Raw genomic sequence first — 24,401 nt, forward strand, 5'->3', positions numbered from 1 at the left:
CACGATGCCGGGATTTCGCTCGTCGCTTCTTGCGCGCCTGCTGCCCCTGCTGTTGCTCGTCGCGAGCACGGCAGCGTGCGCCGGTGAAGCGCCGCCGCCGAGCAAGCCGTTGTGGGAGCTCGGCCTCGGCATGGGCGTCGCGGCGTTTCCCCACTATCCGGGCTCGGACCAGACGCGCGCGTGGGTCTTTCCGTTCCCCTACGTGATCTATCGCGGCAAGTTCTTCCGCGCCGATCGCGACGGCGTGCGCGGCCAGTTGCTCGACACCGACCGCATCAACTTCAATATCAGCCTGCTCGGCTCGCTGCCCGTTTCCAGCCGCGACGACAACGCGCGCGCCGGGATGCCCGATCTCAAGCCGACGATCGAAATCGGCCCGTCGATGGAAGTGCACCTGTGGCGCTCGCCATCGCGCGACACGCTGCTCGATCTGCGCTTGCCGGTGCGCATGGGCATCACGCTGGAATCGTCGCCGAAGACGGTCGGCTGGCAGTTCGAGCCGAACCTGAATCTCGATCTGATCGATGTCGCGGGCGTGTCGGGGCTGCGCGTCGGCATGCTTGCCGGGCCGATGTTCGCCGACGGCAAATACAGCGACCACTTCTACACGGTCGCCCCGCAATACGCGACGCCCGGCCGTCCCGCGTTTCAGGCGCACGGTGGCTACGCGGGCACGCAGGCGCTCGTGTCGATGTCGCGGCGCTTCAGCCGTTACTGGGTCGGCGCGTTCATGCGCTACGCGAACCTCGCCGGCGCGAGCTTCGGCGATAGCCCGCTCGTCGGGCAAAAGAGCGCGCTCTCGGGCGGCGTGGCGGTGGCGTGGGTGTTCGGGCAGTCGTCGAAAATGGTGGCGAGCGATGAGTGACGCCCATCGGAAAATCGGCGGCGCGGGCGAGAGGGCGTCGCCTCGCCGGACGCTCGAAGCCGCGTGGCAATGCGTGGCGTTCTATTTCGCGCTCGTCGTGCTCGCGCTCGTGTGCCTCGCGTGGTTTCCGTTCGCGTCGATCCTGCGGCGCGTGCTTTCCGCCGATGCCGGGCGGCGCGTCGGGCGCACCGTCGTGCAGCGCGTGTGGCACGGTTACTTCGTGCTCCTGCGCACGCTCGGCGCATGCCGCTTCGATCTCTCCGGGCTCGACTCGCTTGCAAATGAGTCCGCGATGATCCTCGCGCCGAATCACCCGTGCCTGCTCGACGCGCTCCTGATCGCGTCGCGCGTGCCCGATACGTGTTGCGTGATGAAGGGCGATGTCGCCAGCAACGTGTTTCTCGGGCCGGGCGCGCTGCTCGCGGGCTATATCGTCAACGATACGCCGGTCGGACTGATTCGCGCCGCCGTCGCCGAATTGCAGCGCGGCGCTCCGCTGCTGCTGTTTCCCGAAGGCACGCGCACGGAGCACGCGTCCGTGAATCCGCTGAAGGGCGGCATCGCGCTGATCGCGGGGCGCGCGCAGGTGCCGGTGCAGACGCTCATCATCGAGACGGATTCGGGGTTTCTCGGCAAGGGCTGGCAGATCTTCAGAAAGCCCGCACTGCCCATCACGTACCGCGTGACGCTCGGCCGCCGCTTCGCGCCGCCGGGCCGCGATCATGCCGCGCTGCAGGCGTTCATCGCCGAATTGCAGCGTTTCTATGCGGGCGAACTCGACCCGCATCGTTCGCGCGACTGAAAGCCGCCGCGCCGGCAGACGTTAGAATTCGTCGTATCTCTTTTGCTCCCCGCTTTGCTCAATGCCTTCGACACGCGCATCGTCCACGCATCTCGTCCTCATTCCGAGCTACAACCCCGGCGAGAAAGTCGACGAAACCGTGCGCGGCGCGCGGGCGCAGTGGAATCCCGTTTGGGTCGTCGTCGACGGCAGCACGGACGGCAGCGCCGAACGCCTCACCGCGATGGCGCACTCCGATCCGGGCCTGCGCGTGATCGTGCTGCCGGAGAACCGCGGCAAGGGCGCGGCGATTCTCGCGGGCCTCGACGAAGCCGCGAGACTCGGCTTCACTCACGCTTTGACGATGGACTCCGACGGCCAGCATCCCGCCGCGCTGATTAGCACGTTCATGGAAACGTCGATGCGCGCGCCGGACGCGATGATCCTCGGCCGCCCGAGATTCGACGCCAGCGCGCCGCAATTGCGCGTGCAGGGCCGGCGCATCTCGAACGGCTGGGCGAATCTGGAGACGCTCTGGATGGGCATTGGCGATTCGCTGTACGGCTTTCGCGTCTACCCGATCGAGCCGCTCGCCGCGCTGATGCGAAAGGAAACGTGGATGCGCCGCTTCGACTTCGATCCCGAGGCGGTGGTGCGTCTGTGCTGGCGCGGCGTGCGCCCGATCAACCTCGACGCGCCCGTGCGCTACTTCACGCCGGCAGAGGGCGGCGTCTCGCATTTCCACTATGGCCGCGACAACCTGCTGCTCACGTGGATGCATGCGCGGCTTTTTTTCGGCTTCGTGCTGCGCTTGCCGCTGCTCATCGCGAGACGCCTGTCGGGGCGATGATCGGCGCGGATCGGTGACGTCGCGCTCATCGCGAACGCGATACGGTCTCGCGCGAGTTACGCCGCCTTCTTCAACACGAGACGCGCTTCCAGGCCGCCGCCTTCGCGATGATGCAGCGTCAGCGAGGCGTCCATCGCGAGCGTGAGTTGCCGCGCGATGGCGAGCCCGAGCCCCGTGCCCCCGGTTTGCCGGTTGCGCGAGCCTTCCAGCCGGACGAACGGCTCGAACACCGCCTCCAGCGATTCGTCGGGAATGCCCGGGCCCCGATCGAGCACGGCAATGACGGCGCGCCCATCGTTGCGCGTGCAGACTTCGATCTCCGCCGCGCCGGAATACTTGATCGCGTTATCGACGAGATTGCCCACGACACGTTTCAACGCCTGCGGAGGCGCCATCAGCGCGCCGCCGATGCTGCCGCGCAACGTCACCGACTGCCCGGCATCGAGGTAGTCGTCGACGATGCTTTCGAAAAGCGCATCCGGATCGATGCGGCGCGGCGCTTCGTTCGTGCCGTGCAACGTGCGCGCGTAGGTCACGCCTTCCTTCACGAGCAATTCCATCTCCTTCAGGTCCTGCTGGAGCTTCGCGCCGGTCGACTCGTCGTCCATCACGTCGACGCGCAGGCGCATGCGCGTGATCGGCGTCTGCAGATCGTGCGTGATCGCCGCGAGAATCTGCATGCGCTGGGTCATGTATGTCGAAACGCGGTCCTGCATAGCGTTGAATGCCTTCGCGGCGCGCGCGACTTCCTCCGGCCCGGATTCGGGCAGGCGTTCGGCCTTGAGATCGGGGCCGAGTGTATCGGCGGCATTGGCGAGGCGCTTGAGCGGGCCCGTCGCGAGGCGCACCGCGAGCCAGCAGCACGCGCCGAGCACGATCAGTTGCAGGACCAGTACCAGCGGCAACCAGCCGGATAAGGGCATGCCGACCATCGGACGCATGTCGATGGTGAGCGGCGAGCCGTCCGACAGCCGCAGATGCACCTGAAAGCGCTCTTTGTCGCCGGGCACGGCATTGACCGTCAGCGGATAGCGCTTGCCGATGCCTTCGCCGATGGAACGCGCGAAGCGCTCCGACAACGCGGCATCCGGCGGCGCACCGGCCACGCCCGGCCCGAGGATGAATTGATAGCTGCGGCGCGCGAGCCGCGGCAGCCATTCTTTGCGCTCGTCCGGCGGCAGATGATCGAGCAGCGCGACCGAGCTCGCCACTTCGCGCTCGACGTAGCCCATCATCATGTGGGTCATCGAATCGTCGCGTTCGCGCATCGTCAGAAGGAACGAGAACGTCTGCGCGAGCGCCAGCCCGACGACGAGAATCAGCGCGAGCCGCGCGAACAGCGTGCGCGGCCAGTGCAGCAGGGAAGCGGGTGAAACCGTGCTCATTGCGAAGACTCGACCGGTTTGACTTCCGCCGAGAACACATAGCCTTCGCTGCGCAGCGTCTTGATGTAGCGCGGCTCGCGGGCGGTGTCGCGCAGGCGCTGGCGCAGACGCGACACGAGCAGATCGATGGAGCGATCGAAGGCATCGGCCTGACGTCCTTGCGTCAGGTTCAGGAGCTGGTCGCGCGTGAGCACGCGCTGCGCATTGTCGAGAAACACGCGCAGCAGCCGGTATTCAGCGCCGGACAGCGAGACCATCGTGCCTTCGGCATCGAGCAGGTGACGCGCGGTCGTGTCGAGGCGCCAGTCGCCGAACGCCAGCATTTGCGACGATTCGCTCACTTCCATTCCCGGCGGCAGCATGCGCGTGCGGCGCAGCACCGAGCGGATGCGCGCGAGCAGCTCGCGCACGGCGAACGGTTTCGGCAGGTAATCGTCGGCGCCCATTTCGAGACCGAGAATGCGATCGGCTTCCTCGTTGCGCGCGGTGAGCATCAGCACCGGCACGTCGCGGTACTTGCCCGCGCGCAGCTCGCGGCACAGCACGAGACCGTCTTCGCCGGGCAGCATCAGATCGAGCACGATCAGATCCGGCGCGCCTTGCTGCTCCAGCACCGCGCGCATCTGGCGTCCGTTCGCCGCAAGCGACACGCGCATGCCGTTCTTTTCGAGGTAGGTGGCGAGCAGTTCGCGAATGCCGCGATCGTCGTCGACGATCAATACGTGATCAGTGGTTTCCATCGATGGATCGTTGTCGTTGACGCTTGAGTTGCACCCGGCTCGGGCTAACCAGCAGACACTGAACCGGATGGGCCATTTCCGTCGCGATGCCGCCTGCGAGAAAGGCGAGCACCGCCAGCATGCGTTTCATTCGAAGCTCCCGCTGATGATGCGATGACTGCGTTATAGCGCGGTTCAGCGGAAGTTTTGTATCGCAGTGTATCTCGCATGTCGCGCGACACATAACATTGCGCTGCGCGCCCTTGTCCGACACAAGCGCGATACGCGCGCGCAGTCCAATGCGGTCATGCCGATGCGAACGTCGGCCTGCCGGGGCGACCGGTTCATGACGCGCCGCTCCGATCTCCACCGCATTCAAAGGACTTCGTCATGCTCGCCGTCATCAAGAACGCTGCCGCGTGCGCCGGCCTGGCAGCCTGCGCGGCCATCACGCCCGTGCACGCCGCAACGCCCGCAAGCGCCGGCACTCATTTCACCGCCGCGCCGGAATTCGCCGGCATCGACAACTGGCTCAACAGCGAGCCGCTCACGCTCGCGCAGTTGCGCGGCAAGGTCGTGCTCGTCGATTTCTGGACCTTCGCGTGCGGCAACTGCGTCAACACGCTGCCGGCTGTGAAGTCGTGGCATCAGCAGTATGCGGACAAGGGGCTTGTCGTCATCGGCGTGCATACGCCCGAGTTTCCGTTCGAGCAGGACACGAACAACGTGAAGCGCGCGATCGAGCGCTTCGGCATCACGTATCCCGTCGCGCAGGACAACCGCTATGCGACGTGGGCCGCGTACGGCAACCAGTACTGGCCGGCGTTCTATCTGATCGACAAGCACGGGCAAGTGGCCTACACGCACGTCGGCGAGGGCGATTACGCGCAGACCGAAGCGGCGATCCGGAAGCTTTTGGCCGAGCGCTGAAGCCGGGTTCCGTATCGCAATGTATCTGGAATGCACGCGATACAAAACATTGCACAAGGCCCGCATCCCGGACACAAGCCAGATACCTGCGGGGCTTCAAATACACACAACGACGGCTCACGAGTGAAACGCAAGACGCACACCGCGAAGCCCGAGTGCCGTGACTCATCTAACTGACCGATCGATCCGCTCAAGGAGAAACACCATGAAATCCACCATCGTTGCTTTCGCTCTCGTCGCCAGCGCTGTCGCCGGTGTCGCTCATGCCGCCGTGCCGAACACCCCGGTGAACGTGCAGACCCAACAGGCCGTGGCGAGCCAGAACAACGCCGGCAAGACCCGCGCCGAAGTGAAGCGCGAACTGGTTCAGGCACAGCGCGATGGCCAGATCGCCGCGCTGCGCAGTCTGTATCAGGGCAGCTGATCGGCTTGTCAACTTATTACCGAATATCGACGGACATTACTCATAGAGGCCCAATCATGATCAAGCAATTCGTCACCGCCGCAGTCATCGCCGTCAGCGCCATCGCCGCCGGTTCCGCGTTCGCCAGCAGCGGCTACGGTCCCGCGCCGCACTACGACCCGCTCGCCGGCGCGCCCGCCTCGCAGCGCGGCGTGAGCGCGCAGACCATCGCCAGTGAAAGCGCCGCGATGCCCATGCAGTCGTATGGCGGCATGACCGACACGGTCTCGCAATCGGGCTTGCGCGGCACGTCGACGAACGACGCGGCCAGGCTCTTTGCGCATCACTGATCCATTGACCTTTCGAACACACACGAGGAACGCATCATGACCCAGATCGACACCGTCCTGTACACCGGCAAAACCCGCGTCGTCGGAGGCCGCGAAGGCCATGCGAAGAGCACCGATGGCCGTCTCGACGTGAAACTCTCGCCGCCCGGATCGGCGGGCGCGGGCACCAATCCCGAGCAGATGCTCGCGGCGGGCTGGTCCGCGTGTTTCATCGGCGCGATGGGCAAGGCCGCCGCGAAGCTGAAGACTCGGCTGCCCGCCGACACCGCAGTCGATGCGGAAGTGGACCTCGGCCTGGCGGGCGAAGCGTATCTGCTGCGCGCGCGCCTGAACGTGAGCCTGCCGGGCATCGAGCGCGCGGTGGCCGAGGAAATCGCGAACCTGGCCCATCAGACCTGCCCTTATTCGAAGGCGCTGAAGAGCAACATCGACGTGACGATCACGGTGGTCTGACGCATTTCATCGGCGCGCATCGGCGATTCGGTCCGGTAGACTTGGCGCTTCATCGATCAATCGAAGCAACGAGCCGACATGGACCGAATCGACGCGATGAAAGTCTTCATCGCCACGCTGGACGAGGGCAGTCTGGCGGGCGCGGGGCGGCGGCTCGGCCGCTCGCCCGCCGCCGTGAGCCGCGCGATCGCCTTTCTCGAAGAACACACCGGCACGGCCTTGCTGCATCGCACGACGCGCACGATCAAGCTATCCGAAGCCGGCGAACGTTATGCCGCCGCGTGCCGCCGCATCCTCGTCGATCTCGAAGAAGCCGATTTGCTGATCGCGCACGAACGTTCCGCGCCGCGCGGGCTTCTGACGATCACCGCGCCCGTCGCCGCCGGCGAAGACCTGCTGCGCCCGATGCTCGACGATTTCATCGCGCGCTTTCCCGCCGTGTCCGTGCGCCTGCAAATGCTCGACCGGCCCGTGAGCCTGATCGACGAAGGCATCGATGTGGCGCTGCGCATCGCGCATCTGTCGGACTCGACACTGATCGCGATTCCCGTGGGGGAGGTGCGGCGCGTCGTGGCCGCGTCGCCGCGCTATCTCGCGAAGCATCCGCGCATCGCACAGCCTGCCGATCTCGCGCAACATCGGATCATCTCGATGACGCACTTCGGCCTAGATTCGTGGAGCTTTCCGACTTCGGGCGGCTCGACGATCCCGCAAGTCGTGCAGTTCACGCCGCGTTTCATCGTGAACACGGTGCGCGCGGCGGTGGCCTCGGCCGTCGAAGGACACGGCCTCACGCGGCTTTTTTCCTATCACGTCGCGAAAGAAGTGAGGGACGAAACGCTGCGCATCGTGCTGCCGGATAGCGAACATGCGCCGTTGCCGGTGCATCTTCTGACGCCGCACGGACGGCTGTCGGTGCCGAAGGTGCGCGCGTTCGTCGATTTCGCGACGCCGCGGTTGCGGCGTCACTTCAAGCAATTGCAGATCGATTCAACCGCATAACGGAAGATTGTCTTCCTGCGGGCGTCGATTCTCTCCACATTCGATCGAATATAGACTGGCCTTCATCGAAGCGCGCGTAGGCCGCGCTCGAAGCCGTAGTGGAGGGGCTATGCGATACGCAGTCTTGAATCGACCGGAACCCGAGCCGTTCCATCTTTGGCGCGGCATGCTCGCCGGCGCCAGCGCAAGTCTGATCGGCATCGGGCTTGCGCGTTTTGCCTACACGCCGCTTCTGCCGGCGATCATCGGCGCGCACTGGTTTCCGGCGTCGACGGCGGCGTATCTCGGCGCAGCCAATCTCGGCGGCTATCTCGCGGGCGCGCTCGCGGCGGGCTGGCTCGCGCGGCACGCGCGCGCCGCGACCGTCCTGCGCGCGATGATGGTGCTCGCGACCGTCGCCTTCATCGCGTGCGCGTTTCCTGTTTCGTTTCTCTGGTTCTTCACGTGGCGGTTCTTGTCGGGCATTTCCGGCGGCGCGTTGATGGTGCTCGCCGCGCCGACGATCATTGCGCATGTCGCGCCGTCGCGCCGCGGGTTCGCGAGCGGTGCGATCTTCACCGGCATCGGGCTCGGCATCGCGGCGTCGGGGACGATCGTGCCGCTGCTGCTTCGGCAAGGGCTCACGCAGACCTGGCTCGGGCTCGCGGTGGTGGCGTCGCTGCTGACGATCGTCGCGTGGAACGGATGGCCGTCGCAGGATGCGCCTGCCTCCGCGCACGCGAACGAACACCGCCATGCGAAGGCGCCGTCGCCGCCCGCGTTGCGCGCGCTGTTCGTCGAGTACGCGCTCAATGCGGTCGGTCTCGTGCCGCATATGATTTTTCTCGTCGATTTCGTCGCGCGTGGTCTCGGCAAAGGTGTCGACGCGGGCGCGGAGTTCTGGGTGCTGTATGGGCTCGGCGCGATGGCCGGACCGCTCCTCGCGGGCCATCTCGCCGACCGCGCCGGCTTCGGGCCTGCATTGCGCGTGGCGTATCTGCTTCAGCTCGTGGCCGTCGCGCTGCCCGCGGTTTCGTCGAGTTCGGGTGTGCTGATGGTGTCGAGCGTGCTGGTCGGTGCGTTCACGCCGGGCATCGTGCCGCTCGTGCTCGGCCGCGTGAACGAACTGCTCGGGCATCATCCGGCGGCGCAAAAGGGCGCGTGGCGCACCGCGACCACGGGATTCGCCGTGTTGCAGGCGCTCGCGGCTTACGGTCTCTCGTTTCTGTTTTCGAATAGCGGCGGCAATTATCGGTTGTTGTTCGGGATCGGGGCGGGGGCGCTTGCGATTGCGCTCGCCATCGATCTCATTGCCGCGTTGAGGTCGAAATGAGCCAGGTTATTTCCGCATCGGTGCCGCCCGGTTACGCCGAACGCAACGAACAGTACTGGCGGCGCAATCTCGCCGTCTGCGTGTTCGGTTCGTTCACGACGCTCGTGAGCCTCAGCATGCTGCTGCCGTTCTTGCCGCTGTATGTCCGGCAGCTCGGCGTGGAATCGCAGGCGGCGGTGATCGAATGGTCGGGCGTCGCGTTCAGCGCGACGTTTCTCGGCACCGCCGTCACCGCGCCGCTTTGGGGACGCCTCGCCGATCGCTACGGCCGCAAGCCGATGCTCGTGCGCGCGGCAGTGGGCATGGCCGTCGTGATGTCGTTGATCGGCGTGGCGCATTCGGTGCATCAACTGGTCGTGTTGCGTCTGCTCGCGGGGTTGATCGGCGGTTATGCCTCGGCCTCGACCGTGATGATCGGCACGCAGGCGCCGCGCGAGCGGGCCGGCTGGGCGCTCGGCATATTGTCGACGGGCGCGCTCGCGGGCAATCTCGCCGGGCCGCTCATCGGCGGAATGCTGCCGGGATTGATCGGCATTCGCGGGACGTTTTTTGCGGGCGCGGGAATGATTACGGTGGCTGCGCTCGCCACGATCTTTCTCGTGAGAGAGGACTTTCATCCCGACGATGCGAAGAAGCGCGCGTCGCACGCGGCTTCGACGCATGCGCCACGCACGAACCATGTCGTGGTCGCCGCGCTGCTCGCGACCGCGATGATGGTGCTGGTCGCGAACATGTCGATCGAACCGGTCATCACCGTTTATATCGGCAGTCTCGGCGTGAGTGCGGATCACGTGGCGCGCATCGCGGGCATCGTCATGGCCTGCTCGGCGCTCGGCAGCATGTTGACGGCGGCGCGGCTCGGCGCGCTGGCGGATCGCATCGGAAGCTGGAATGTGATCGTCGGATGCCTCGTGCTGACCGGCATCGCGATGATTCCGCAGGCGTTCGTGCATCAGTGGTGGCAGCTCGCCGGACTGCGCATGCTGATGGGCATGACGCTTGCCGGCCTGTTGCCTTCCATCGCGAAGCTCGCGCGCAGCGCCGTCAGTGAAAACAGCAGCGGGCAGATGCTCGGTTATCTGCAGTCGGCGCAGTTCAGCGGGCAGGTGGTGGGGCCGCTGATCGGCGGGCAGATCGGCGTGTGGTTCGGGCTGCACTCAGTGTTCTTCGCCACTGGCAGCTTGCTGATTGCATGTGCGGGGCTGGCGTACTGGGCGCGGCGGCGCTGAGGTATCGCGCGTGGTCAGGTTTCATTCGGAGCATGTTGGGCTCTTTTGTCGGGGTATGCGAAGCGGGTTGGCGACATTTTCTGACACGCTCCAATCAAGCCCGCACGCCCGCGATCGATGCTTCGTCGACAGGCCGATCATCGATAGGAAAGTGCAGCAGCGCCGCGACGAGACCCGCAACGGCGGTCGCACCCCAGATCAGCGAATACGAACCGGTCGTGTCGAACACATAGCCGCCGAGCCACGCGCCGAGAAAAGAGCCGAGCTGGTGGCTGAGAAACACGACGCCGAACAGCGTGCCCAGATGCCGCGTGCCGAATACTTTCGCGATGAGCCCATTCGTGAGCGGCACCGTGCCGAGCCACGTCAGCCCCATGACGGCGGCGAAGACGACGACGGACACGCTCGTCGTCGGCAGCAGGACGAAGAGGGCGATCGTGCCGCCGCGAATCAGATAGAGCCACGCGAGCACGTGATGCTGACGCCAGCGTCCGCCGAGCCACCCGCATCCCCAACTGCCGATCATGTTGAAGAAGCCGATCAGCGCGAGCGCCGTCGCGCCGAGCCCGACCGGCATGTGGCAGAGCATCAGATAGCCCGGCAGATGCGTGGCGATGAACGCGAGCTGAAAACCGCATGTGAAGAAGCCGAGCGTGAGCAGCCGGTAGCCGCGATGACGCGACGCATACGCGAGCGTCTCGCGCAGCGGCATCGCGTGTGTTTCGTTCGATGCCGATGCGTACACCGATGCCTTGCTCCGACGGCTCGCGCGATCGAGCACGATGCCGAGAGGCGCGGCGAGCAGCAGCACGAAGGCGAGGGCATAGAGCGACGCCGGCACGCCCGCATGCACGCGCACTGTCTGCGCGAACGGCACCATCAGCACTTGCCCGAGCGAGCCGCCCGCGCTGGCGAGACCCATCGCGACACTGCGCGTGTGTGGCGACGCGACGCGTCCGACCGTCGCGAGCACGACGCCGAAGCTCGTGCAACTGATGCCGATGCCGACGAGCAGTCCAAGCCCGAGCACGAGCATCCATCCGGAAGTCGCGCCGGCCGCGAGCGCGAGTCCCGCGGCAAACGTGGCCGCGCCCGTCGCGACCACGGGCGCGGCACCGTATCGGTCGGCCGCGGCGCCGGCGAACGGCTGCGCGAAGCCCCAGACGAGATTGTGCAGCGCAATGGCGAAGGCGACCAGCGTGACGGGCAGCCCGCGATCGAAAGAAAACGGCCCGATGAATAGCCCGAAAGTCTGACGCACGCCCATCGCGGCGCTCAGGACCAGCGCGGCAGCGCCGATGAGCGCCCACGTCGTTGCGCGGTTGGTGTTCGTAGTGCTCGACAGGGATGACATGGCGCGTTTTCCTCCTTGCGCGCATCCTCGCAGGCGAACGTCCGTGCTGACAAACGAAAAGTTTTCGCGAACGGATGAACGCAGTTCAACCGTGACGGTTCGCTTCGTCGCCGTTGTTTTCGATGAACTCCGCCGCCTGCGCGATCAGCCAGTTGCGAAACGCGACGAGGTCCGCGCGGGCGCTCGCTTGCGGCGACTCGCAGAGCCAGTAGGCGGTCTGCGTTTCGACGCTCGTCGCGGACGCCTCGACGAGCGTGCCCGCCGCCAGTTCGCGATCAACGAGCGGACGTCTGCCGATGACGACGCCGAGCCCGGCCGCGGCGGCATCGAACGCGAGCTGGACGGTATCGAAGCGCAGTCCGCCGTGGAGATCGAGGCCGTCGATGCCCGCCGCGTCGATCCATGCCTGCCAGTCCTGACTCGCCGTATCGACGTGGATGAGCGCGGCGCGCGCGAGATCGGGCATGCCGTCCGCGCCCGTCAGCGTTGCGCGATAGGCCGGACTGCACACGGGCACGAGCCGCTCGCCGAACAGACGTTGCCACGACGCGCCGTCGACCGGACCGCGGGAGAGGCGCAGGCCGAAATCGAAGCCATCGACGGGAAAGCCCGCCTGACGGCGCGAGGTGTCGACGGTCACGTCGACGTTGGGCCAGTGCGCGCGGAAATCCGCGAGGCGCGGGACGAGCCAGCGCGCGGCGAGCGTGGGCGCGCACGTGACGGCGATGGAGCGGCGCTTGCGCTTGTCGGGCAGCGTTTGCGTGCCGATGGCGATGAGCGAGAACGCTTCGGCGACGTAAGGCAGATAATGCTCGCCCGCCGCGCTCAGCGACAGCCCGCGCGGCTCGCGCACGAAAAGCTCGACGCCGAGCATGTCTTCTAAAGCGCCGATGCCGTGACTCACCGCCCCCGGCGTCACGTTGAGTTCGGCGGCGGCGACCTTGAAACTGCGATGGCGTGCGGCGGCTTCGAAAAGACGCAGTGCATTGAGCGGCGGGAGGCGCTGGGGCATGTTGGCGTGTTGGATGGACGACGTGTGCGTCTATATTGCCATTGCCGATGCAGGCGATGTCAGCGAGCCGGCTGACGCCGCGCCTGCCACCAGGCAACCAGGCGCCGCGCGATGAGCCTGAACGGCGGGTTGGCGAACAGCACCGCCGCGACGAGCGCGATGCCACCGCAGACGAGAAACGTGCCGCGATAACCGAGCGCCGCCACGAGCGCGCCCGACAACACGCCGGAAAGAATCGAGCCGACGCGCGATGCGTTGAAAAACAGTGCCGTCGCCGCACCCGGGGTTCGCGGCATGAGGTCCTGCATGTAGGTCATGCCGAGACATGAAATCACCGACACGACGAACGCATTGAAGGCCTGCATCGGAATCAGGAACTGAACGCTTTGCGATGCCGCGACCGCAACGAAATAGATCATGTGCACCGCCGCGGACGACGCGAGCCATCGCTGCTTGTCGAGTCGCGAGCCGCGTGCGCCGAGCGCGAGCATCGTCGGAATTTCGAGGAATGCGCCGAGCCCGAGCATCACCGACACGTCGATGCGCGTGCCGTGCATGCCGTGCACGACGTAAAGCGGCAAGACGATCATGGTCGCGCTCGCGGCGAGTCCGACGAGCGTCATCGCGATCGTGGCGCGCCAGATTTCCGCGCGCGAGTGCGACACACCGGCGTGCGGCGGCACGAATTCATCGGTGTCGGGCGCGGTCACTTCGAGCAGCGATGACGGATCGCCTGCATAGTGCGCGGGCGCGCTGTGCGCGTCGCCCTTGGGCGAATCGTGCATGCGCCAGACGATTGCGCCGCACGCGATGAAGCAGGCTGCCGCAAACAGAAACAGTCCGTAGAAACCGGCCGCGGCCAGCACGAGCGCGCCGACGGAGGGGCCGAATACCCAGGCCATCGAGAGGACGGTCCTCAGCGTGGCGAGCGCGAAGGATCGCTCGGCGGCGTCATCGACGGGCAGTGCGGCCCGCGCAAAGGAGAACACGAGCGACATGGCCGAGCCGCCCGCGCCGAGAAACACGACGCCGATCGCGACCAGCGCGGCGTAATTGCGCACGAGACACAGCAGCAAAAAGCCGAGCGACGATGCGATGAGCGCCGCCAGCAGCAATCCGCGATGGTGGCCGTGCCTGTCGGACCATTTTCCGGCGAAAGCGCTGGCGACGACGCCGCTCGCGGCGATGAGCGTCATGAATACGCCGAGCCGCAGAGGACTCATGTCCGCCTGCTCGACGCTGAACAGCGACAGATACGGCGCGGTGAACGACATCGCGACGCCGAGCATCAGCGTTGCGCCGGCGAGTGGGAGGAAGAACGGGATGCGTGTGAGGCTGAAGAGGCGTGTGTTCATCGGACGTGGGTCGGCTTGTAGGCCTCGGGCGCGAAAGTGCGGGTCGTGCTGCGGGCGCAAGCGGCGTTCCGCGCGGTAGCGACGCCCGCGGTTTTGCGGCAGTTTGCCATTGCGATCCGATGATTTGTGTGGCAAACGGTCGATCGTGATGGCCCGGTCGGTATTGCGCTTCGGCGCGAGCTGTAGTGCCCGAGCGTAGATTATGAGGTAAGGCTCTTTGCGGCACGGCCAGCAACTGACGGCTGCGCTTGCCTAGAAGCGGTCGATCATGCCGATCTGCACGCCACGAACGGGCGCGCCAGGATAGGCAGGCGTGAGGCCGGTGACGTTGACGCCTCTCAGCGTGAAGGTTGCATTGCCGCGGTTGCGTAGCATCGCGCCGCTCGCGTACAGCAGCAGCTTCGGCGACACGTCGTATTCGCACGCGAGGCTGAACTGGTCCGCGTCGTTGCCGCCGCCCGAACGGTCGCGCGCGAACGCGTACCCTGCGGAAGCGCGCAAACGCGGGCTAAACGCATAGCGCACGGATGTGGACAAGCCGTCGTTGTGATATCGGGGCGAACCGCCATCGTCGTTGAAGAAGGACACGAACGCCGTCACGTGACCGAGCCGGTACGACACGCCGCCGAGGTTGGAGCGCAACGTCGCCGTGCCGCCGTGCGTCTGCTGATGCGCGTAGGAGATGCGCAACGGGCCTTGACGGTACGCGAAGGTTTCGAAGTCGCCGGACAGGCCGTTACCGCTGCCACTGTCGCGCAACGCGATCATCACCGTCGCCGTCAAGCCGTGCATATCCGGCGACAGATACGTAATGCCGTTGTTGGTGTAGGGCGTTATTTTCGACAGATTGTTGAGGCCCGATGCGATGGTTCCCGCGCCGAAGCCATCGAGTTGTCCCTTGAACGGAATGTAAATCGGCGAATACTGGCGGCCCACGCGCACTTCGCCCCACGGCGCGCCGACACCCATCCACGCCTGGCGATTGAAGAGCGTGCCGGGGGTGGACATGCTGCCGTCGGCGGAGTTGAAGCCACCTTCGAGGTCAAACAGCAGACGCGTGCCCGAACCTAGTGCTTCGGAGCCACGCACGCCAAAGCGCGAGCCGCGATACGCGCCCGAATCCATCCGCGGCGTCCACGATGAGCCGGGATTCGTCACCTCGATGCTCGTATCGATGACGCCATATAACGTGACCGAGCTTTGCGCGTGACCCGCTGATACGCACACGCCGGATAAAACGGCAATGCCGACTGAAACTGCACGCCGCGTCATGGCGTGCGAACGAGAGCGCCTCGCAACGAGGCGACTCGAAGGAATGATCGAACTCATGGAACCTTCGGCGGGAGCCGCCGATACTGCTCAATTGTGGGGAGCGCACGGCGGCACGCGCGTCGGGCGCCGCCGCCGTTCTTCGTCAGAAACGCATCATCGACTCAGCGCATACGCGATGACATAGTCGCCGCGATCAGGCGACTGACGTGCGCCGCCCGCCGAAATCAGCACGTACTGCTTGCCGGTCTTCGGCGAGACATAGCTCATAGGACCGCCCTGGCTGCCCACGGGGAGGCGAGCCTTCCACACTTCCTTGCCGGTCGCGCTGTCGAACGCCCGCAGATAGTAGTCTTGCGTGCCCGCGATAAACACAAGGCCGCCCTGCGTCGCCAGTGTGCCGCCGAGCGTCGGCATGCCGATGGGCATCTTCGCGCGCATCTTGATGCCGAATGGACCGGTATCCTGCACGGTGCCGACCGGCACTTGCCACAGCAGCTTGCGCGTCTTCAGGTCGACGGCAGACAGCGTGCCGAACGGCGGCTTCTGGCACGGAATGCCGAGCGGCGACATGAAGCGGTTCTTGTTCACCGCGTAGGGCGTGCCCTTGAGCGGCACCGCGCCCATGCCCGTGTTCACCGCTTCTCCGCCGTTGCTTGCGGCTGCATTGTCCGTCTTCTGCGCGATCATCTGCACCCACAGTCCGAGGCGCATGTCGTTCACGAAGATGACGTGATGGTTCGGATCGGTCGAGACACTACCCCAGTTCATGCCCCCGAGCGATCCGGGAAAGCTCAGCGATACATCCGTGTCCGGCGCCGTGAAGAGGCCGTCATAACGCATCGACTTGAAACTGATGCGGCAGATCAGCTGATCGAACGGCGTGGCTCCCCACATGTCCGATTCCTTGAGCGGGCCGACACCGATCGTCGGCATGCCCATGGAGAACGGCTGTGTATCCGAATACTGCTCGTTCGGGATCGTGCCTTTCTTAACCGGGCGTTCTTCGACCTTGGTGAGCGGCTTGCCGGTCATGCGGTCGAGCACGAAGATTTGGCCGGACTTGGTACCGAACACGACAGCTGGCTTCGCCGGGCCGTTGCCTTGGGGAAAGTCGATGAGGCTCGGCTGCATCGGCACGTCGAAGTCCCAGAGGTCGTTGTGAACGGTCTGGTACACCCACTTTTCCTTGCCAGTGGCCGCATCGAGAGCGAGGATCGACGTGGCGTAGCGATGATCCAGCGGTGTGCGGTTGCCGCCCCACAAATCCACAGACGAGCTGCCCATCGGGATGAACACCGTGTTCATCGCGGGATCGTAGGACATGGGCGCCCACGAGTTCGGCGTGCTGCGCGCATAGGTCTTACCCGGCTGCAGGCGCGCGTTGGGATCGTCGTGGCCGGGATCGAACGCCCAGCGCATCTCGCCCGTCATCACGTCGAAGCCGCGCAGCACGCCGCCCGGCATGTCGGTTTGCACATTGTCCGCGACGCGTCCCCCGACCACGACTGTCGTTCCCGCCAGCGTCGGCGCGGATGTCAGCTGGTACTTCGGATCGGCCGCCTCGCCGAGGCCCGCTTTCAGATCGACGAAGCCGTGATCGCCGAAGCCTTCGCACATTTCGCCGCTATCGGCATCGATAGCGACGAGGCGCGCGTCGATCGTATTCATCAACAAGCGGCGCTGGCAGTTGGCTCCCGCCGTGATGGCGACGGGCGGCACCGGCGTCGCGCCCGCCGACGTAGGCTGAACGAGCGGCTTGGTCGCATCGAAATAAGCGAGACCGCGGCAGCGGTTCCACACCTGCGCCTGCGCGTTTATCTCACGTTTCCAGATTTGCTTGCCAGTGTCCGCATCAACGGCGATCACGTTGTTATGCGGCGTGCAAAGATAGATGCGATCGCCGATCTGCAGCGGCGTTTCCTGATCCTCGGCGCCGTTGCCGGTCGGGCTGATGGGGACATCGCCGGTATGGAAAGTCCATGCGACCCGCAAGTCGTTCACGTTGTCGCGCGTGATCTGATCGATCGCGGCGAAGCGGCTGCCCCCCGGCGTGTTACCGTAATTGCTCCAGTCTTTCTGCGCCTGCTCTTTCGCGACGGGTATGAGCGGCGTCGGCACGCCGTCTAAGGCGACCGTCGGATGCGGCTGGAACATCTGCACGAACGTCACGATCATGCCGAGCGCGATAAGAGCCGCGAGTGCGAAGGCGGGCTTCGCTGCGGACGGCGCGGTATCGGTCTTACGAAGCGACGGCCAGGTGAGGAGTGCCAGCACCATGAAGCCGGCCGGCACCATGAGCCTCGATACGAGCGGCCAAAAATCAAGGCCGACGTCGATTAGCGCCCAGATCAGCGTGCCAATGAATGCTGCGCCGTAGATGACGACAGCGGACGACTTTGCCCGAAAGAACTGCACGGCGGATACGGCAATGACCACGCCCGCAATCAGGAAATAAGCACTACCATGCAATGACACGAGCTTCGCGCCACCGACGACGAAAAACAGGCCCACTGCCAGCAGCGCTAGCCCCAGCAATGCACATCCGGCTCTCAGCGTCGCTGAGGGCCGGGCTTCACTTCCAGACATCTGACTTCTCCCATGAAACTGTTCGCGTGAGGCCGGCACGCGAGAACCGAAAGCTACGTGCAAATGACCGCGAGCGCTCCGTGGTGCGACAGCGACTGCAGTCGATATGCCGATGACCATATCCACCAATCACCGGTGCGAATTTTAAACAATTAGTTAAAACCCTGCAGGATTGGACCTGAAGCTTACTTCTCAAAGACAGGGGGCTGACGCGTCCCGACGAATGGGGGCGACTTGTGAACTCATGCGATCACGCACCGAGTACTCCTGATCCGCATGCGGTTCCATGCGATGCGGTTGGGCGCAGAAAGGGCTTCCCCGATCCGCCGCATTGCTCGCCTTTCGTTGTAGACCGAGCGGGCGGGCAAAACGCCCTCAGCCGAGCTCGATGCCGGTTTGACGAAGCGCTTCACGCAAACCCAATCGCGGGTATTTGATCTCGACAGTGCGCATGTCGCTTAACGCGTCCTGAATGATCCATTCGCGCACGCTGGCGACGATGGGCCGCACCGGCCGGTTCGGCGGTGTGAGCAGACAGCAGCGGCGACTCGTGACGAGCAGTTCCTCTTCGGCCGGCACGAGCGCGCCTTGCGCGAGCCAGTGCGATGTCACGTTCAGCCAGCCAAGCGCGATCCCTTGCCCGAGCAAGGCTGCCTGTACGACGATCGCGTAATCGTTGAAGCGCAGCATGCCGGCCGCATGGCGCTCCTTTGAAGCGAACGCATGAAAACGCTCGTGCCAGCCGCGCTCCTCGTCATCCATGACGATGACCGTATCGCCATGCGCGCGCGCCGCATCCGTCTGCGCGAGTTCGTGATAACGCGGATTGCACAGCGGCAGCAGCGTCTCGGGCATCACGAGCACGGCGTTTTCGTCGATCTCTTCATCGTGCAGAAAGCGCATGCCCAGATCGACATCGACCAGCGGGCCGCCGATGCGCCCCGATATCAATTGAAACCGCATGTCGACCGAGGGAAACGCTTGATTCAAGCGGCTCATGCGCGGCATGAGCCAATGCGTCGTGAAGCCGGTGGATACGGACAGCGTGACCGTTTCGACGCCCGTCGCGCGCGCCTCAATTTCGCGAATCGCGCTTTCGATGCCGCTGAAGCCTTCGGAAATCTTGCGATACAGAATCTCTCCGCTTTCCGTAAGTTGGATACCGCCGCGCACGCGTTCGAAAAGCCGCACGCCGATATGGTCTTCCATGCGCGCGAGCATGCGACTGACGGCGGGCTGGCTCACATAAAGCTCTTGCGCGGCGCGCGTGAAATTCCCGCAGCGCGCGGCCGCTTCGAACACGAAGAGCGCGTTGGCGCTAGGCAGTTTCTTGCGAAGGTTTGGCATGACTTCATGTTATGCCCGATCCAACAATTTTGGAATTGCCGTCAAAAACATGGCGACATAGTATTTTCCCAACCACTGCTCTTTTCGACGAGACGAACGACATGGACGCACGCGCTAAAACGGGAGTGTCGATCAGGTCCGCGACCAAGCGCTACGGCGCGGTGACAGCGCTGGACGACGTATCGCTCGACATCGCGCCGGGTGAGTTCGTCTCGCTGCTCGGGCCGTCGGGTTCGGGCAAGACGACGCTGCTCGGCATCCTCGGCGGTTTCGTGCAGCCCTCATCGGGCAGCGTATGGGTCGGTGAGCGTGACATTACATTTGCGCCGCCGCACAAGCGCGATATCGGCATCGTGTTTCAGAATTACGCGCTCTTTCCGCATATGAGCGTGGGCGAGAACGTCGCGTTCTCATTGCGCGCGCGCCGCGAGCCGAAATCGACGTGGGCGAAGCGCGTCGCCGATGCACTCGCGATGGTCGAACTCAAAGGTTATGAAAGCCGCGGCATTCATCAGCTTTCCGGTGGACAGAAACAGCGCGTGGCGCTGGCGCGTGCAATCGTGTTTCAGCCACAACTCATTCTGATGGACGAACCGCTCTCCGCGCTCGACAAGCAGTTGCGCGAGACCATGCAGATCGAGTTGCGCAGACTGCATCGGCAGCTCGGCGCGACCATCGTCAACGTGACGCACGATCAACGCGAGGCGCTTACGATGAGCGATCGCGTCGCAGTCTTGAAGGACGGCCGGCTCGTGCAGATCGATACGCCAGAACGCCTATATGACCGTCCCTGCGATGCGTTCGTCGCGAGCTTCATCGGCGAAGCGACGATGCTCGATGTCACGCGCGCCGGCGACGATGCGGTGCGTCTCGGCGACACCGTGCTGCGCACTGCGCACCCTTTGCCGCGCGGCGAAAAGCTATTGCTTGCCGTGCAGACGGAAAAGCTCGTCATCGACGGCGACGAGGGTCGTGCGAATGTGAACTGTCTTTCATGCCGCGTGACGGAAGTGCTCTATCAAGGCGAGAGCCTGCGCGTGTTCGCCGCGCTCGCCGACGGCACCGCGATCAGTCTTCGGCAACCCGGCAGCCACGAGGCGCGCAAGCGCATTCCCGCGCCGGGCGCCTCGATGATCGTCGCGCTCGATCCGCAAGACACGATCGTCGTGTCGGCCTGATTCTTTTTACCGCAACCCGTAGAGGATGAAGCAATGAATCTCACTGATTTCAAGGTCCTGACGTTCGATGTCGTCGGCACGCTGATCAACTTCGAAAAGGGCGTGCTGGATTCTGTGCGCCGGCTGGGCGGCCCGAAGGCAAAGGACTTGACCGATGATCAGATCTTCGCGCCGTATATGGACGGCCGTGCGAAGCATCCGGGCCGTTCGAGCCATGAGATGGCGAACGTCTATCTGTACCTCGCGAAACAACTCGGCTTGCCCGAAGATGCGCAAGCCGCCGCAGCATTTCAGCGCGATGTCCTCGAATGGCCCGCGTTCGAGGACTCCGTCGCTGCATTGAAGCGGCTGCGCAAGCACTTCCGTCTCGTGGCGATGACCAATGCGGATCGCGTCGCGTTGTCGGCTTATACGCACACGCTCGGCAATCCGTTCGACGATACCGTGTGCTGCGATGAAACTGGCGTCGCGAAGCCCGATCCGCAATTCTTCGCCTATAACCGCGGACGTCAGGCGGCGTTTGGCTACAAGTTCGAGGAGATTCTTCATACGGCGCAGAGCCAGTATCACGATATCGGCATCGCGACGAAGCTGGGCTATGCAACGTGCTGGATCGAGCGGCGTCAGGGCATGAAGGGCTTCGGCGCGACGCCGGTGCCCGAGGCAGTCACCACGCCGACCTGGAAGTTCGCGACGCTGGCCGCGCTCGCGGATGCCGTCGACGACGAAGTACGCGCCGTCGCCTGACAATGCGCACCCCAACCATGGCATCGCGCCCGCAACCCGAATCGCTATGGCGGGCGATGGCCGCGCGCGTGCCCGTGATGGACGCGCCGGTCAGCACGGGCGCGCCGCTGGCACGCGACATCGATGTGGAGGTGGCGATCATCGGCGCGGGTTATTCGGGCCTGAGCGCCGCATACGCGCTGCAAAAGCGCGGCGTCGAATGCGCGGTGCTCGACGCGAATCCGGTCGGCTGGGGCGCGAGCGGGCGCAATGGCGGCGTGGTGTCGTCGAAGTTCCGGCTGTCTTTTCCGGCCATCGCGGGCGCGCATGGCATCGATGTGGCCAAGCGCATGCATCGGCTCGCACATGACGGCGTGCGTGCGGTCGAGGCGTTCATCGACGAATTCAAGCTGACGCGCGTGCAATTCGAGCACACGGGCAGCTTGCGCTGCGCGCATACGGAGCGCGCGCTCTCATCGATCTGTGCCGAAGCGGACTGGGTGCGCACGATGCTCGGCGATGCTTCGATGACCGTGCAGTCTCACGCGCAAGTGCAGCATGAGACGGGCGCGAAGGGTTTCGTCGGCGGCGTGCTGAGCGCGGATGCGGGCACGATTCTGCCGCTCGAATACGTACGCGGCATAGCGGCGGGCCTGACCACGCGCGGCGTGCCGATCTACGAAGCGACACCGGTGATCGACATGGCGCGCGCGCAAGACGGCCGCGTGCTTTTGCGGGCGCCAGGCGGGGCGGTGCGCGCGAAGCAGGTGATCGTCGCCACGAACGCGTACTCGAATCTGACCGACGCCACGGCTTCCTATCATCGTGAACTGGTGCCGTTCAGAAGCGCGATGATCGCAACGGCGCCGCTGTCGCCTGAGCTCGATTCGCAACTCATGGTGCATCGTCGCAGCTATACGGAAACGCGCCGCATGATGAAGTGGTTCCGTAAAGTCGATGGCCGCGTGCTCTTCGGCGGACGCGATGCATTCGGCAAGGAAGGCGAGCCGACCGGGTTCGACGCGCTGCAACGCGCAATGGTCGCGCTCTTTCCGCAATTGAAGGATGTGGCGGTGGAATATCGCTGGTCGGGTTATGTCGGCATGACGTTCAACGCGCTGCCGCATGTCGGCCGCAGCGACGACGCCACCACATTCTGTCTGGGCTACAACGGCACGGGCGTCGCGATGGCGAGCCTCATCGGCCAGCACGCGGCGGCGCTGGCGCTCGGCGACAAAGCGGAGCTGGCGATGCTCGCACAAGACGGCTTGCGGCCCGTGCCGTTCCATGCGCTGCGCGCGCCGGGCGTGAGGCTCGTCGCCGCGTGGTATCAGTTTCTCGACGCCGTGGGTGCATGATGACGACAGCCAAACGGATTCTCCAGGACACCGCCGTGATGCAAGCCGCGACGATCGACCCTTCGATGCGCCATCAGCGTCGTGAAGATCGCGCGATGCTGCTGTTGATGGTGCCCGCGCTGCTCGTGGTCGTCGTGCTGCTCGTGGCGCCGCTCGTATGGTTGTCGTGGCAGTCCTTCTATCACGATGGCGTGTTGTCGCTCGCGAACTACAGGCGCGTCTTCACGGGCGCGTATCTCGACACATTTCTGCTGACGTTCAAGCTGAGCGTCATCGTGACGGCCATCACGCTATTGCTTGGCTATCCGGTCGCGTACTTCGCGGCATCGATATCGCCGCGATGGAGCGCGCTCGTGCTCGGCATGGTGATCCTGCCGTTCTGGACCAGCGTGCTCGTGCGCACCTACGCATGGCTCGTGCTGTTGCAACGCACAGGCCTCATCAACAAGGCGCTGATCGGTGCGGGCCTGATCGACCGGCCGTTGCAGCTTTCATATAACCAGTTCGGCACCATCATCGCAATGGTGCATATCCTTCTGCCGTTCATGGTGCTGCCTCTCTATTCCGCGATGCAGAAGATTCCGCCGAATCTCTCGCAGGCGGGCGCGAGTCTCGGCGGATCGCCGTTGCATGTGTTCTGGCGCGTGTTCCTGCCGCTGTCGATGAGCGGCGTGCTCGCGGGCGTGACGCTCGTGTTCGTGCTATGCCTCGGCTTCTACATCACGCCGGAACTAATGGGTGGCGGCAAGTCGATGATGGTGTCGATGATCGTGAGCCGCAACGTCGAGATCTACAACAGCTGGGGCGCGGCGAGTTCGGTGAGCGTGGTGCTGCTCATCTGCGTGTTCGCGATCTTCTACGGCGTGAGCCGCGTGATTCCGCTCGAAAAGACGCTGGGGGCGAAATGAACCCGATATCGTTTGGCCGCGTGACCCTGGGCGCAACGGTGATGCTGATACTCGCGTTTCTGATGATTCCGGTGATCATCGTCGTGCCGCTTTCTTTTTCCGACGCGCGCTTCCTGACGTTTCCCCCGCCGGCATATTCGTTGCGCTGGTATCACACGTTCTTCGATAACCCCGCGTGGATCGATGCCGCCAAGACCACGTTCGCAGCTTCGACGTGCGCGGCGCTCATCGCGACGCCGGTCGGCGTCGCGGCGGCTTATGGCATTCAGTACGGATCGCACTGGTCCTTGCGCTATCTGCGACCGCTGTTGATGCTGCCTTTGATGGTGCCGATCATCATCGTAGCGGTGGGCGTGTTCTTCGTATTCACGCAGATGGGTTATGTGAACACGCTCGGCGGCCTCATCATCGCGGATACGATGCTCGGTTTGCCTTATGTGCTGATTTCCGTCGGCGCGGATTTGCGCACGTTCGATCGCACGCAGGAGATGGTCGCGCGCAGTCTCGGCATGAACCGCTTTCGCGCATTCATGGCGGTGACGCTGCCGCAGATCAAGGCCAGCGTGATTTCCGGCGCGGTGTTCGTGTTCATTCAGGCGCTCGATGAAACCGTCGTTGCGCTGTTCATTTCCGGCGGCAATAATCAGACGCTTACGCGCCGCATGTTCGTGACGTTGCGCGATGAAATCGATCCGACCATCGCCGCCATCAGCACGATGCTGACGGCGCTGACCTTGTGCCTCGTGATGATCGTCGTCGTGAGCAGGCGTTCATCGTCGGCCGCGCGGGCCTGACTCTTTCGCTACGGAAAAACATGCGACATCTACAGCAGTTCTATATCGACGGCGAATGGGTCGAGCCTTTCGGCAGCATGCGTTTGCCCGTCATCGATCCATCGACCGAAGAAGCGATCGGCGAAGTCGCGCTCGGCGATGCACGCGATGTGGATCGCGCGGTGGCAGCGGCGCGGCGCGCGTTCGTGTCGTTCTCGCAGACGCGCGTGGCAGAGCGCGTCGCGTTGCTCCA

General features: G+C 64.7%; 25 protein-coding genes. 16 read left to right on the plus strand and 9 right to left on the minus strand.

Features of this window, described 5'->3' with window-relative positions:
- Nucleotides 1-4: 4 nt before the first annotated feature.
- From NCT32_RS26550 to NCT32_RS26560, 3 genes are all read left to right on the plus strand, one after another.
- A complete protein-coding gene (locus NCT32_RS26550; RefSeq protein WP_061116552.1) occupies nt 5-865 on the plus strand; it encodes a MipA/OmpV family protein in 861 nt (286 codons plus the stop codon).
- The gene (locus NCT32_RS26555) at nt 858-1,667 is read left to right on the plus strand and encodes a 1-acyl-sn-glycerol-3-phosphate acyltransferase (protein WP_061116468.1); all 810 of its coding nucleotides are present in this window, start codon (nt 858-860) and stop codon (nt 1,665-1,667) included. The genes NCT32_RS26550 and NCT32_RS26555 overlap by 8 nt, the downstream gene beginning before the upstream one ends.
- Before the next feature lie 61 nt (nt 1,668-1,728).
- Nucleotides 1,729-2,496 (plus strand): glycosyltransferase family 2 protein, encoded by a 768-nt coding sequence (locus NCT32_RS26560; protein ID WP_061116469.1) that lies wholly within the window; start codon nt 1,729-1,731, stop codon nt 2,494-2,496.
- Nucleotides 2,497-2,552: 56 nt separating this feature from the next.
- Here NCT32_RS26560 and NCT32_RS26565 read toward each other — a convergent pair whose 3' ends face one another.
- From NCT32_RS26565 to NCT32_RS26575, 3 genes are read right to left on the minus strand one after another with little or no spacing between them, the layout of a single operon-like run.
- Nucleotides 2,553-3,881: a HAMP domain-containing sensor histidine kinase gene (locus NCT32_RS26565; protein WP_061116470.1), complete on the minus strand. Its 1,329-nt coding sequence runs from the start codon at nt 3,879-3,881 to the stop codon at nt 2,553-2,555.
- Nucleotides 3,878-4,621, minus strand: a complete 744-nt coding sequence (locus NCT32_RS26570) for a response regulator (RefSeq protein WP_061116471.1) — start codon at nt 4,619-4,621, stop codon at nt 3,878-3,880. The genes NCT32_RS26565 and NCT32_RS26570 overlap by 4 nt, the downstream gene beginning before the upstream one ends.
- A complete protein-coding gene (locus NCT32_RS26575) occupies nt 4,608-4,751 on the minus strand; it encodes a hypothetical protein (protein ID WP_250477655.1) in 144 nt (47 codons plus the stop codon). Before NCT32_RS26575 ends, NCT32_RS26570 begins: the two co-directional genes overlap by 14 nt.
- A 239-nt stretch (nt 4,752-4,990) precedes the next feature.
- Between NCT32_RS26575 and NCT32_RS26580 the strand changes: the two genes are divergently transcribed.
- The 7 genes from NCT32_RS26580 to NCT32_RS26610 all read left to right on the plus strand — a co-directional run bounded on the left by NCT32_RS26580 (nt 4,991) and on the right by NCT32_RS26610 (nt 10,279).
- Nucleotides 4,991-5,530 carry a thioredoxin family protein gene (locus tag NCT32_RS26580; RefSeq protein ID WP_061116472.1) on the plus strand — a complete coding sequence of 180 codons (540 nt, stop codon included), beginning with the start codon at nt 4,991-4,993 and terminating at the stop codon, nt 5,528-5,530.
- A gap of 205 nt (nt 5,531-5,735) precedes the next feature.
- Nucleotides 5,736-5,954, plus strand: coding sequence for a DUF4148 domain-containing protein (locus tag NCT32_RS26585; protein ID WP_061116473.1), 219 nt, complete (start codon nt 5,736-5,738; stop codon nt 5,952-5,954).
- 56 nt (nt 5,955-6,010) lie between these two features.
- Nucleotides 6,011-6,283, plus strand: a complete 273-nt coding sequence (locus tag NCT32_RS26590; protein ID WP_061116474.1) for a hypothetical protein — start codon at nt 6,011-6,013, stop codon at nt 6,281-6,283.
- A gap of 36 nt (nt 6,284-6,319) precedes the next feature.
- Complete coding sequence (locus NCT32_RS26595; protein ID WP_061116475.1) at nt 6,320-6,736, plus strand: organic hydroperoxide resistance protein; 417 nt, start codon at nt 6,320-6,322, stop codon at nt 6,734-6,736.
- Nucleotides 6,737-6,814: 78 nt separating this feature from the next.
- Nucleotides 6,815-7,738: a LysR family transcriptional regulator gene (locus NCT32_RS26600; protein ID WP_061116476.1), complete on the plus strand. Its 924-nt coding sequence runs from the start codon at nt 6,815-6,817 to the stop codon at nt 7,736-7,738.
- A gap of 109 nt (nt 7,739-7,847) precedes the next feature.
- Entirely contained in the window at nt 7,848-9,050 is a 1,203-nt protein-coding gene (locus NCT32_RS26605) for a YbfB/YjiJ family MFS transporter (protein ID WP_061116477.1), read from the plus strand.
- Nucleotides 9,047-10,279, plus strand: a complete 1,233-nt coding sequence (locus NCT32_RS26610; protein ID WP_061116478.1) for an MFS transporter — start codon at nt 9,047-9,049, stop codon at nt 10,277-10,279. Before NCT32_RS26605 ends, NCT32_RS26610 begins: the two co-directional genes overlap by 4 nt.
- Before the next feature lie 94 nt (nt 10,280-10,373).
- Here NCT32_RS26610 and NCT32_RS26615 read toward each other — a convergent pair whose 3' ends face one another.
- The 6 genes from NCT32_RS26615 to NCT32_RS26640 form a co-directional block, all read right to left on the minus strand.
- Nucleotides 10,374-11,633, minus strand: coding sequence for an MFS transporter (locus NCT32_RS26615; protein WP_250490632.1), 1,260 nt, complete (start codon nt 11,631-11,633; stop codon nt 10,374-10,376).
- 85 nt (nt 11,634-11,718) lie between these two features.
- Nucleotides 11,719-12,645: a LysR substrate-binding domain-containing protein gene (locus NCT32_RS26620; RefSeq protein ID WP_061116480.1), complete on the minus strand. Its 927-nt coding sequence runs from the start codon at nt 12,643-12,645 to the stop codon at nt 11,719-11,721.
- A 59-nt stretch (nt 12,646-12,704) separates the two neighbouring features.
- Entirely contained in the window at nt 12,705-14,000 is a 1,296-nt protein-coding gene (locus NCT32_RS26625; protein WP_061116481.1) for a sugar efflux transporter, read from the minus strand.
- A 252-nt stretch (nt 14,001-14,252) separates the two neighbouring features.
- Complete coding sequence (locus NCT32_RS26630; protein WP_061116482.1) at nt 14,253-15,272, minus strand: porin; 1,020 nt, start codon at nt 15,270-15,272, stop codon at nt 14,253-14,255.
- Nucleotides 15,273-15,425: 153 nt separating this feature from the next.
- Nucleotides 15,426-17,858, minus strand: coding sequence for a glucose/quinate/shikimate family membrane-bound PQQ-dependent dehydrogenase (locus NCT32_RS26635; RefSeq protein WP_061116483.1), 2,433 nt, complete (start codon nt 17,856-17,858; stop codon nt 15,426-15,428).
- Between the two features lie 375 nt (nt 17,859-18,233).
- The gene (locus tag NCT32_RS26640) at nt 18,234-19,205 is read right to left on the minus strand and encodes a LysR family transcriptional regulator (protein ID WP_061116484.1); all 972 of its coding nucleotides are present in this window, start codon (nt 19,203-19,205) and stop codon (nt 18,234-18,236) included.
- Nucleotides 19,206-19,306: 101 nt separating this feature from the next.
- Between NCT32_RS26640 and NCT32_RS26645 the strand changes: the two genes are divergently transcribed.
- The 6 genes from NCT32_RS26645 to NCT32_RS26670 all read left to right on the plus strand — a co-directional run.
- Nucleotides 19,307-20,383 (plus strand): ABC transporter ATP-binding protein, encoded by a 1,077-nt coding sequence (locus NCT32_RS26645; RefSeq protein ID WP_061116485.1) that lies wholly within the window; start codon nt 19,307-19,309, stop codon nt 20,381-20,383.
- Between the two features lie 33 nt (nt 20,384-20,416).
- A complete protein-coding gene (locus NCT32_RS26650) occupies nt 20,417-21,130 on the plus strand; it encodes an HAD-IA family hydrolase (protein ID WP_061116486.1) in 714 nt (237 codons plus the stop codon).
- Between the two features lie 2 nt (nt 21,131-21,132).
- Nucleotides 21,133-22,467, plus strand: coding sequence for an FAD-binding oxidoreductase (locus tag NCT32_RS26655; protein WP_061116487.1), 1,335 nt, complete (start codon nt 21,133-21,135; stop codon nt 22,465-22,467).
- Nucleotides 22,464-23,375, plus strand: a complete 912-nt coding sequence (locus tag NCT32_RS26660) for an ABC transporter permease (RefSeq protein WP_061116488.1) — start codon at nt 22,464-22,466, stop codon at nt 23,373-23,375. Before NCT32_RS26655 ends, NCT32_RS26660 begins: the two co-directional genes overlap by 4 nt.
- Nucleotides 23,372-24,169, plus strand: coding sequence for an ABC transporter permease (locus NCT32_RS26665; protein WP_061116489.1), 798 nt, complete (start codon nt 23,372-23,374; stop codon nt 24,167-24,169). The genes NCT32_RS26660 and NCT32_RS26665 overlap by 4 nt, the downstream gene beginning before the upstream one ends.
- Before the next feature lie 20 nt (nt 24,170-24,189).
- On the plus strand, nt 24,190-24,401 hold a 212-nt coding region (locus NCT32_RS26670), incomplete at its 3' end, for an aldehyde dehydrogenase family protein (protein ID WP_250490633.1).

This window comes from Caballeronia sp. INML2 (genome assembly GCF_023631365.1).
Taxonomy (GTDB): Bacteria; Pseudomonadota; Gammaproteobacteria; order Burkholderiales; family Burkholderiaceae; genus Caballeronia; species Caballeronia turbans.

Excerpts from the sequence above, each read along its gene's own strand:
- NCT32_RS26585 (WP_061116473.1), top strand. The coding sequence starts at position 5,736 with ATGAAATCCACCATCGTTGCTTTCGCTCTCGTCGCCAGCGCTGTCGCC.
- NCT32_RS26650 (WP_061116486.1), top strand. The coding sequence starts at position 20,417 with ATGAATCTCACTGATTTCAAGGTCCTGACGTTCGATGTCGTCGGCACG.
- NCT32_RS26560 (WP_061116469.1), top strand. The coding sequence starts at position 1,729 with ATGCCTTCGACACGCGCATCGTCCACGCATCTCGTCCTCATTCCGAGC.
- NCT32_RS26615 (WP_250490632.1), bottom strand. The coding sequence starts at position 11,633 with ATGTCATCCCTGTCGAGCACTACGAACACCAACCGCGCAACGACGTGG.
- NCT32_RS26575 (WP_250477655.1), bottom strand. The coding sequence starts at position 4,751 with ATGAAACGCATGCTGGCGGTGCTCGCCTTTCTCGCAGGCGGCATCGCG.
- NCT32_RS26655 (WP_061116487.1), top strand. The coding sequence starts at position 21,133 with ATGCGCACCCCAACCATGGCATCGCGCCCGCAACCCGAATCGCTATGG.
- NCT32_RS26635 (WP_061116483.1), bottom strand. The coding sequence starts at position 17,858 with ATGTCTGGAAGTGAAGCCCGGCCCTCAGCGACGCTGAGAGCCGGATGT.
- NCT32_RS26630 (WP_061116482.1), bottom strand. The coding sequence starts at position 15,272 with ATGACGCGGCGTGCAGTTTCAGTCGGCATTGCCGTTTTATCCGGCGTG.
- NCT32_RS26625 (WP_061116481.1), bottom strand. The coding sequence starts at position 14,000 with ATGAACACACGCCTCTTCAGCCTCACACGCATCCCGTTCTTCCTCCCA.
- NCT32_RS26595 (WP_061116475.1), top strand. The coding sequence starts at position 6,320 with ATGACCCAGATCGACACCGTCCTGTACACCGGCAAAACCCGCGTCGTC.
- NCT32_RS26555 (WP_061116468.1), top strand. The coding sequence starts at position 858 with ATGAGTGACGCCCATCGGAAAATCGGCGGCGCGGGCGAGAGGGCGTCG.
- NCT32_RS26565 (WP_061116470.1), bottom strand. The coding sequence starts at position 3,881 with ATGAGCACGGTTTCACCCGCTTCCCTGCTGCACTGGCCGCGCACGCTG.
- NCT32_RS26610 (WP_061116478.1), top strand. The coding sequence starts at position 9,047 with ATGAGCCAGGTTATTTCCGCATCGGTGCCGCCCGGTTACGCCGAACGC.
- NCT32_RS26590 (WP_061116474.1), top strand. The coding sequence starts at position 6,011 with ATGATCAAGCAATTCGTCACCGCCGCAGTCATCGCCGTCAGCGCCATC.
- NCT32_RS26605 (WP_061116477.1), top strand. The coding sequence starts at position 7,848 with ATGCGATACGCAGTCTTGAATCGACCGGAACCCGAGCCGTTCCATCTT.
- NCT32_RS26640 (WP_061116484.1), bottom strand. The coding sequence starts at position 19,205 with ATGCCAAACCTTCGCAAGAAACTGCCTAGCGCCAACGCGCTCTTCGTG.
- NCT32_RS26620 (WP_061116480.1), bottom strand. The coding sequence starts at position 12,645 with ATGCCCCAGCGCCTCCCGCCGCTCAATGCACTGCGTCTTTTCGAAGCC.
- NCT32_RS26550 (WP_061116552.1), top strand. The coding sequence starts at position 5 with ATGCCGGGATTTCGCTCGTCGCTTCTTGCGCGCCTGCTGCCCCTGCTG.
- NCT32_RS26660 (WP_061116488.1), top strand. The coding sequence starts at position 22,464 with ATGATGACGACAGCCAAACGGATTCTCCAGGACACCGCCGTGATGCAA.
- NCT32_RS26570 (WP_061116471.1), bottom strand. The coding sequence starts at position 4,621 with ATGGAAACCACTGATCACGTATTGATCGTCGACGACGATCGCGGCATT.
- NCT32_RS26580 (WP_061116472.1), top strand. The coding sequence starts at position 4,991 with ATGCTCGCCGTCATCAAGAACGCTGCCGCGTGCGCCGGCCTGGCAGCC.
- NCT32_RS26645 (WP_061116485.1), top strand. The coding sequence starts at position 19,307 with ATGGACGCACGCGCTAAAACGGGAGTGTCGATCAGGTCCGCGACCAAG.
- NCT32_RS26600 (WP_061116476.1), top strand. The coding sequence starts at position 6,815 with ATGGACCGAATCGACGCGATGAAAGTCTTCATCGCCACGCTGGACGAG.
- NCT32_RS26665 (WP_061116489.1), top strand. The coding sequence starts at position 23,372 with ATGAACCCGATATCGTTTGGCCGCGTGACCCTGGGCGCAACGGTGATG.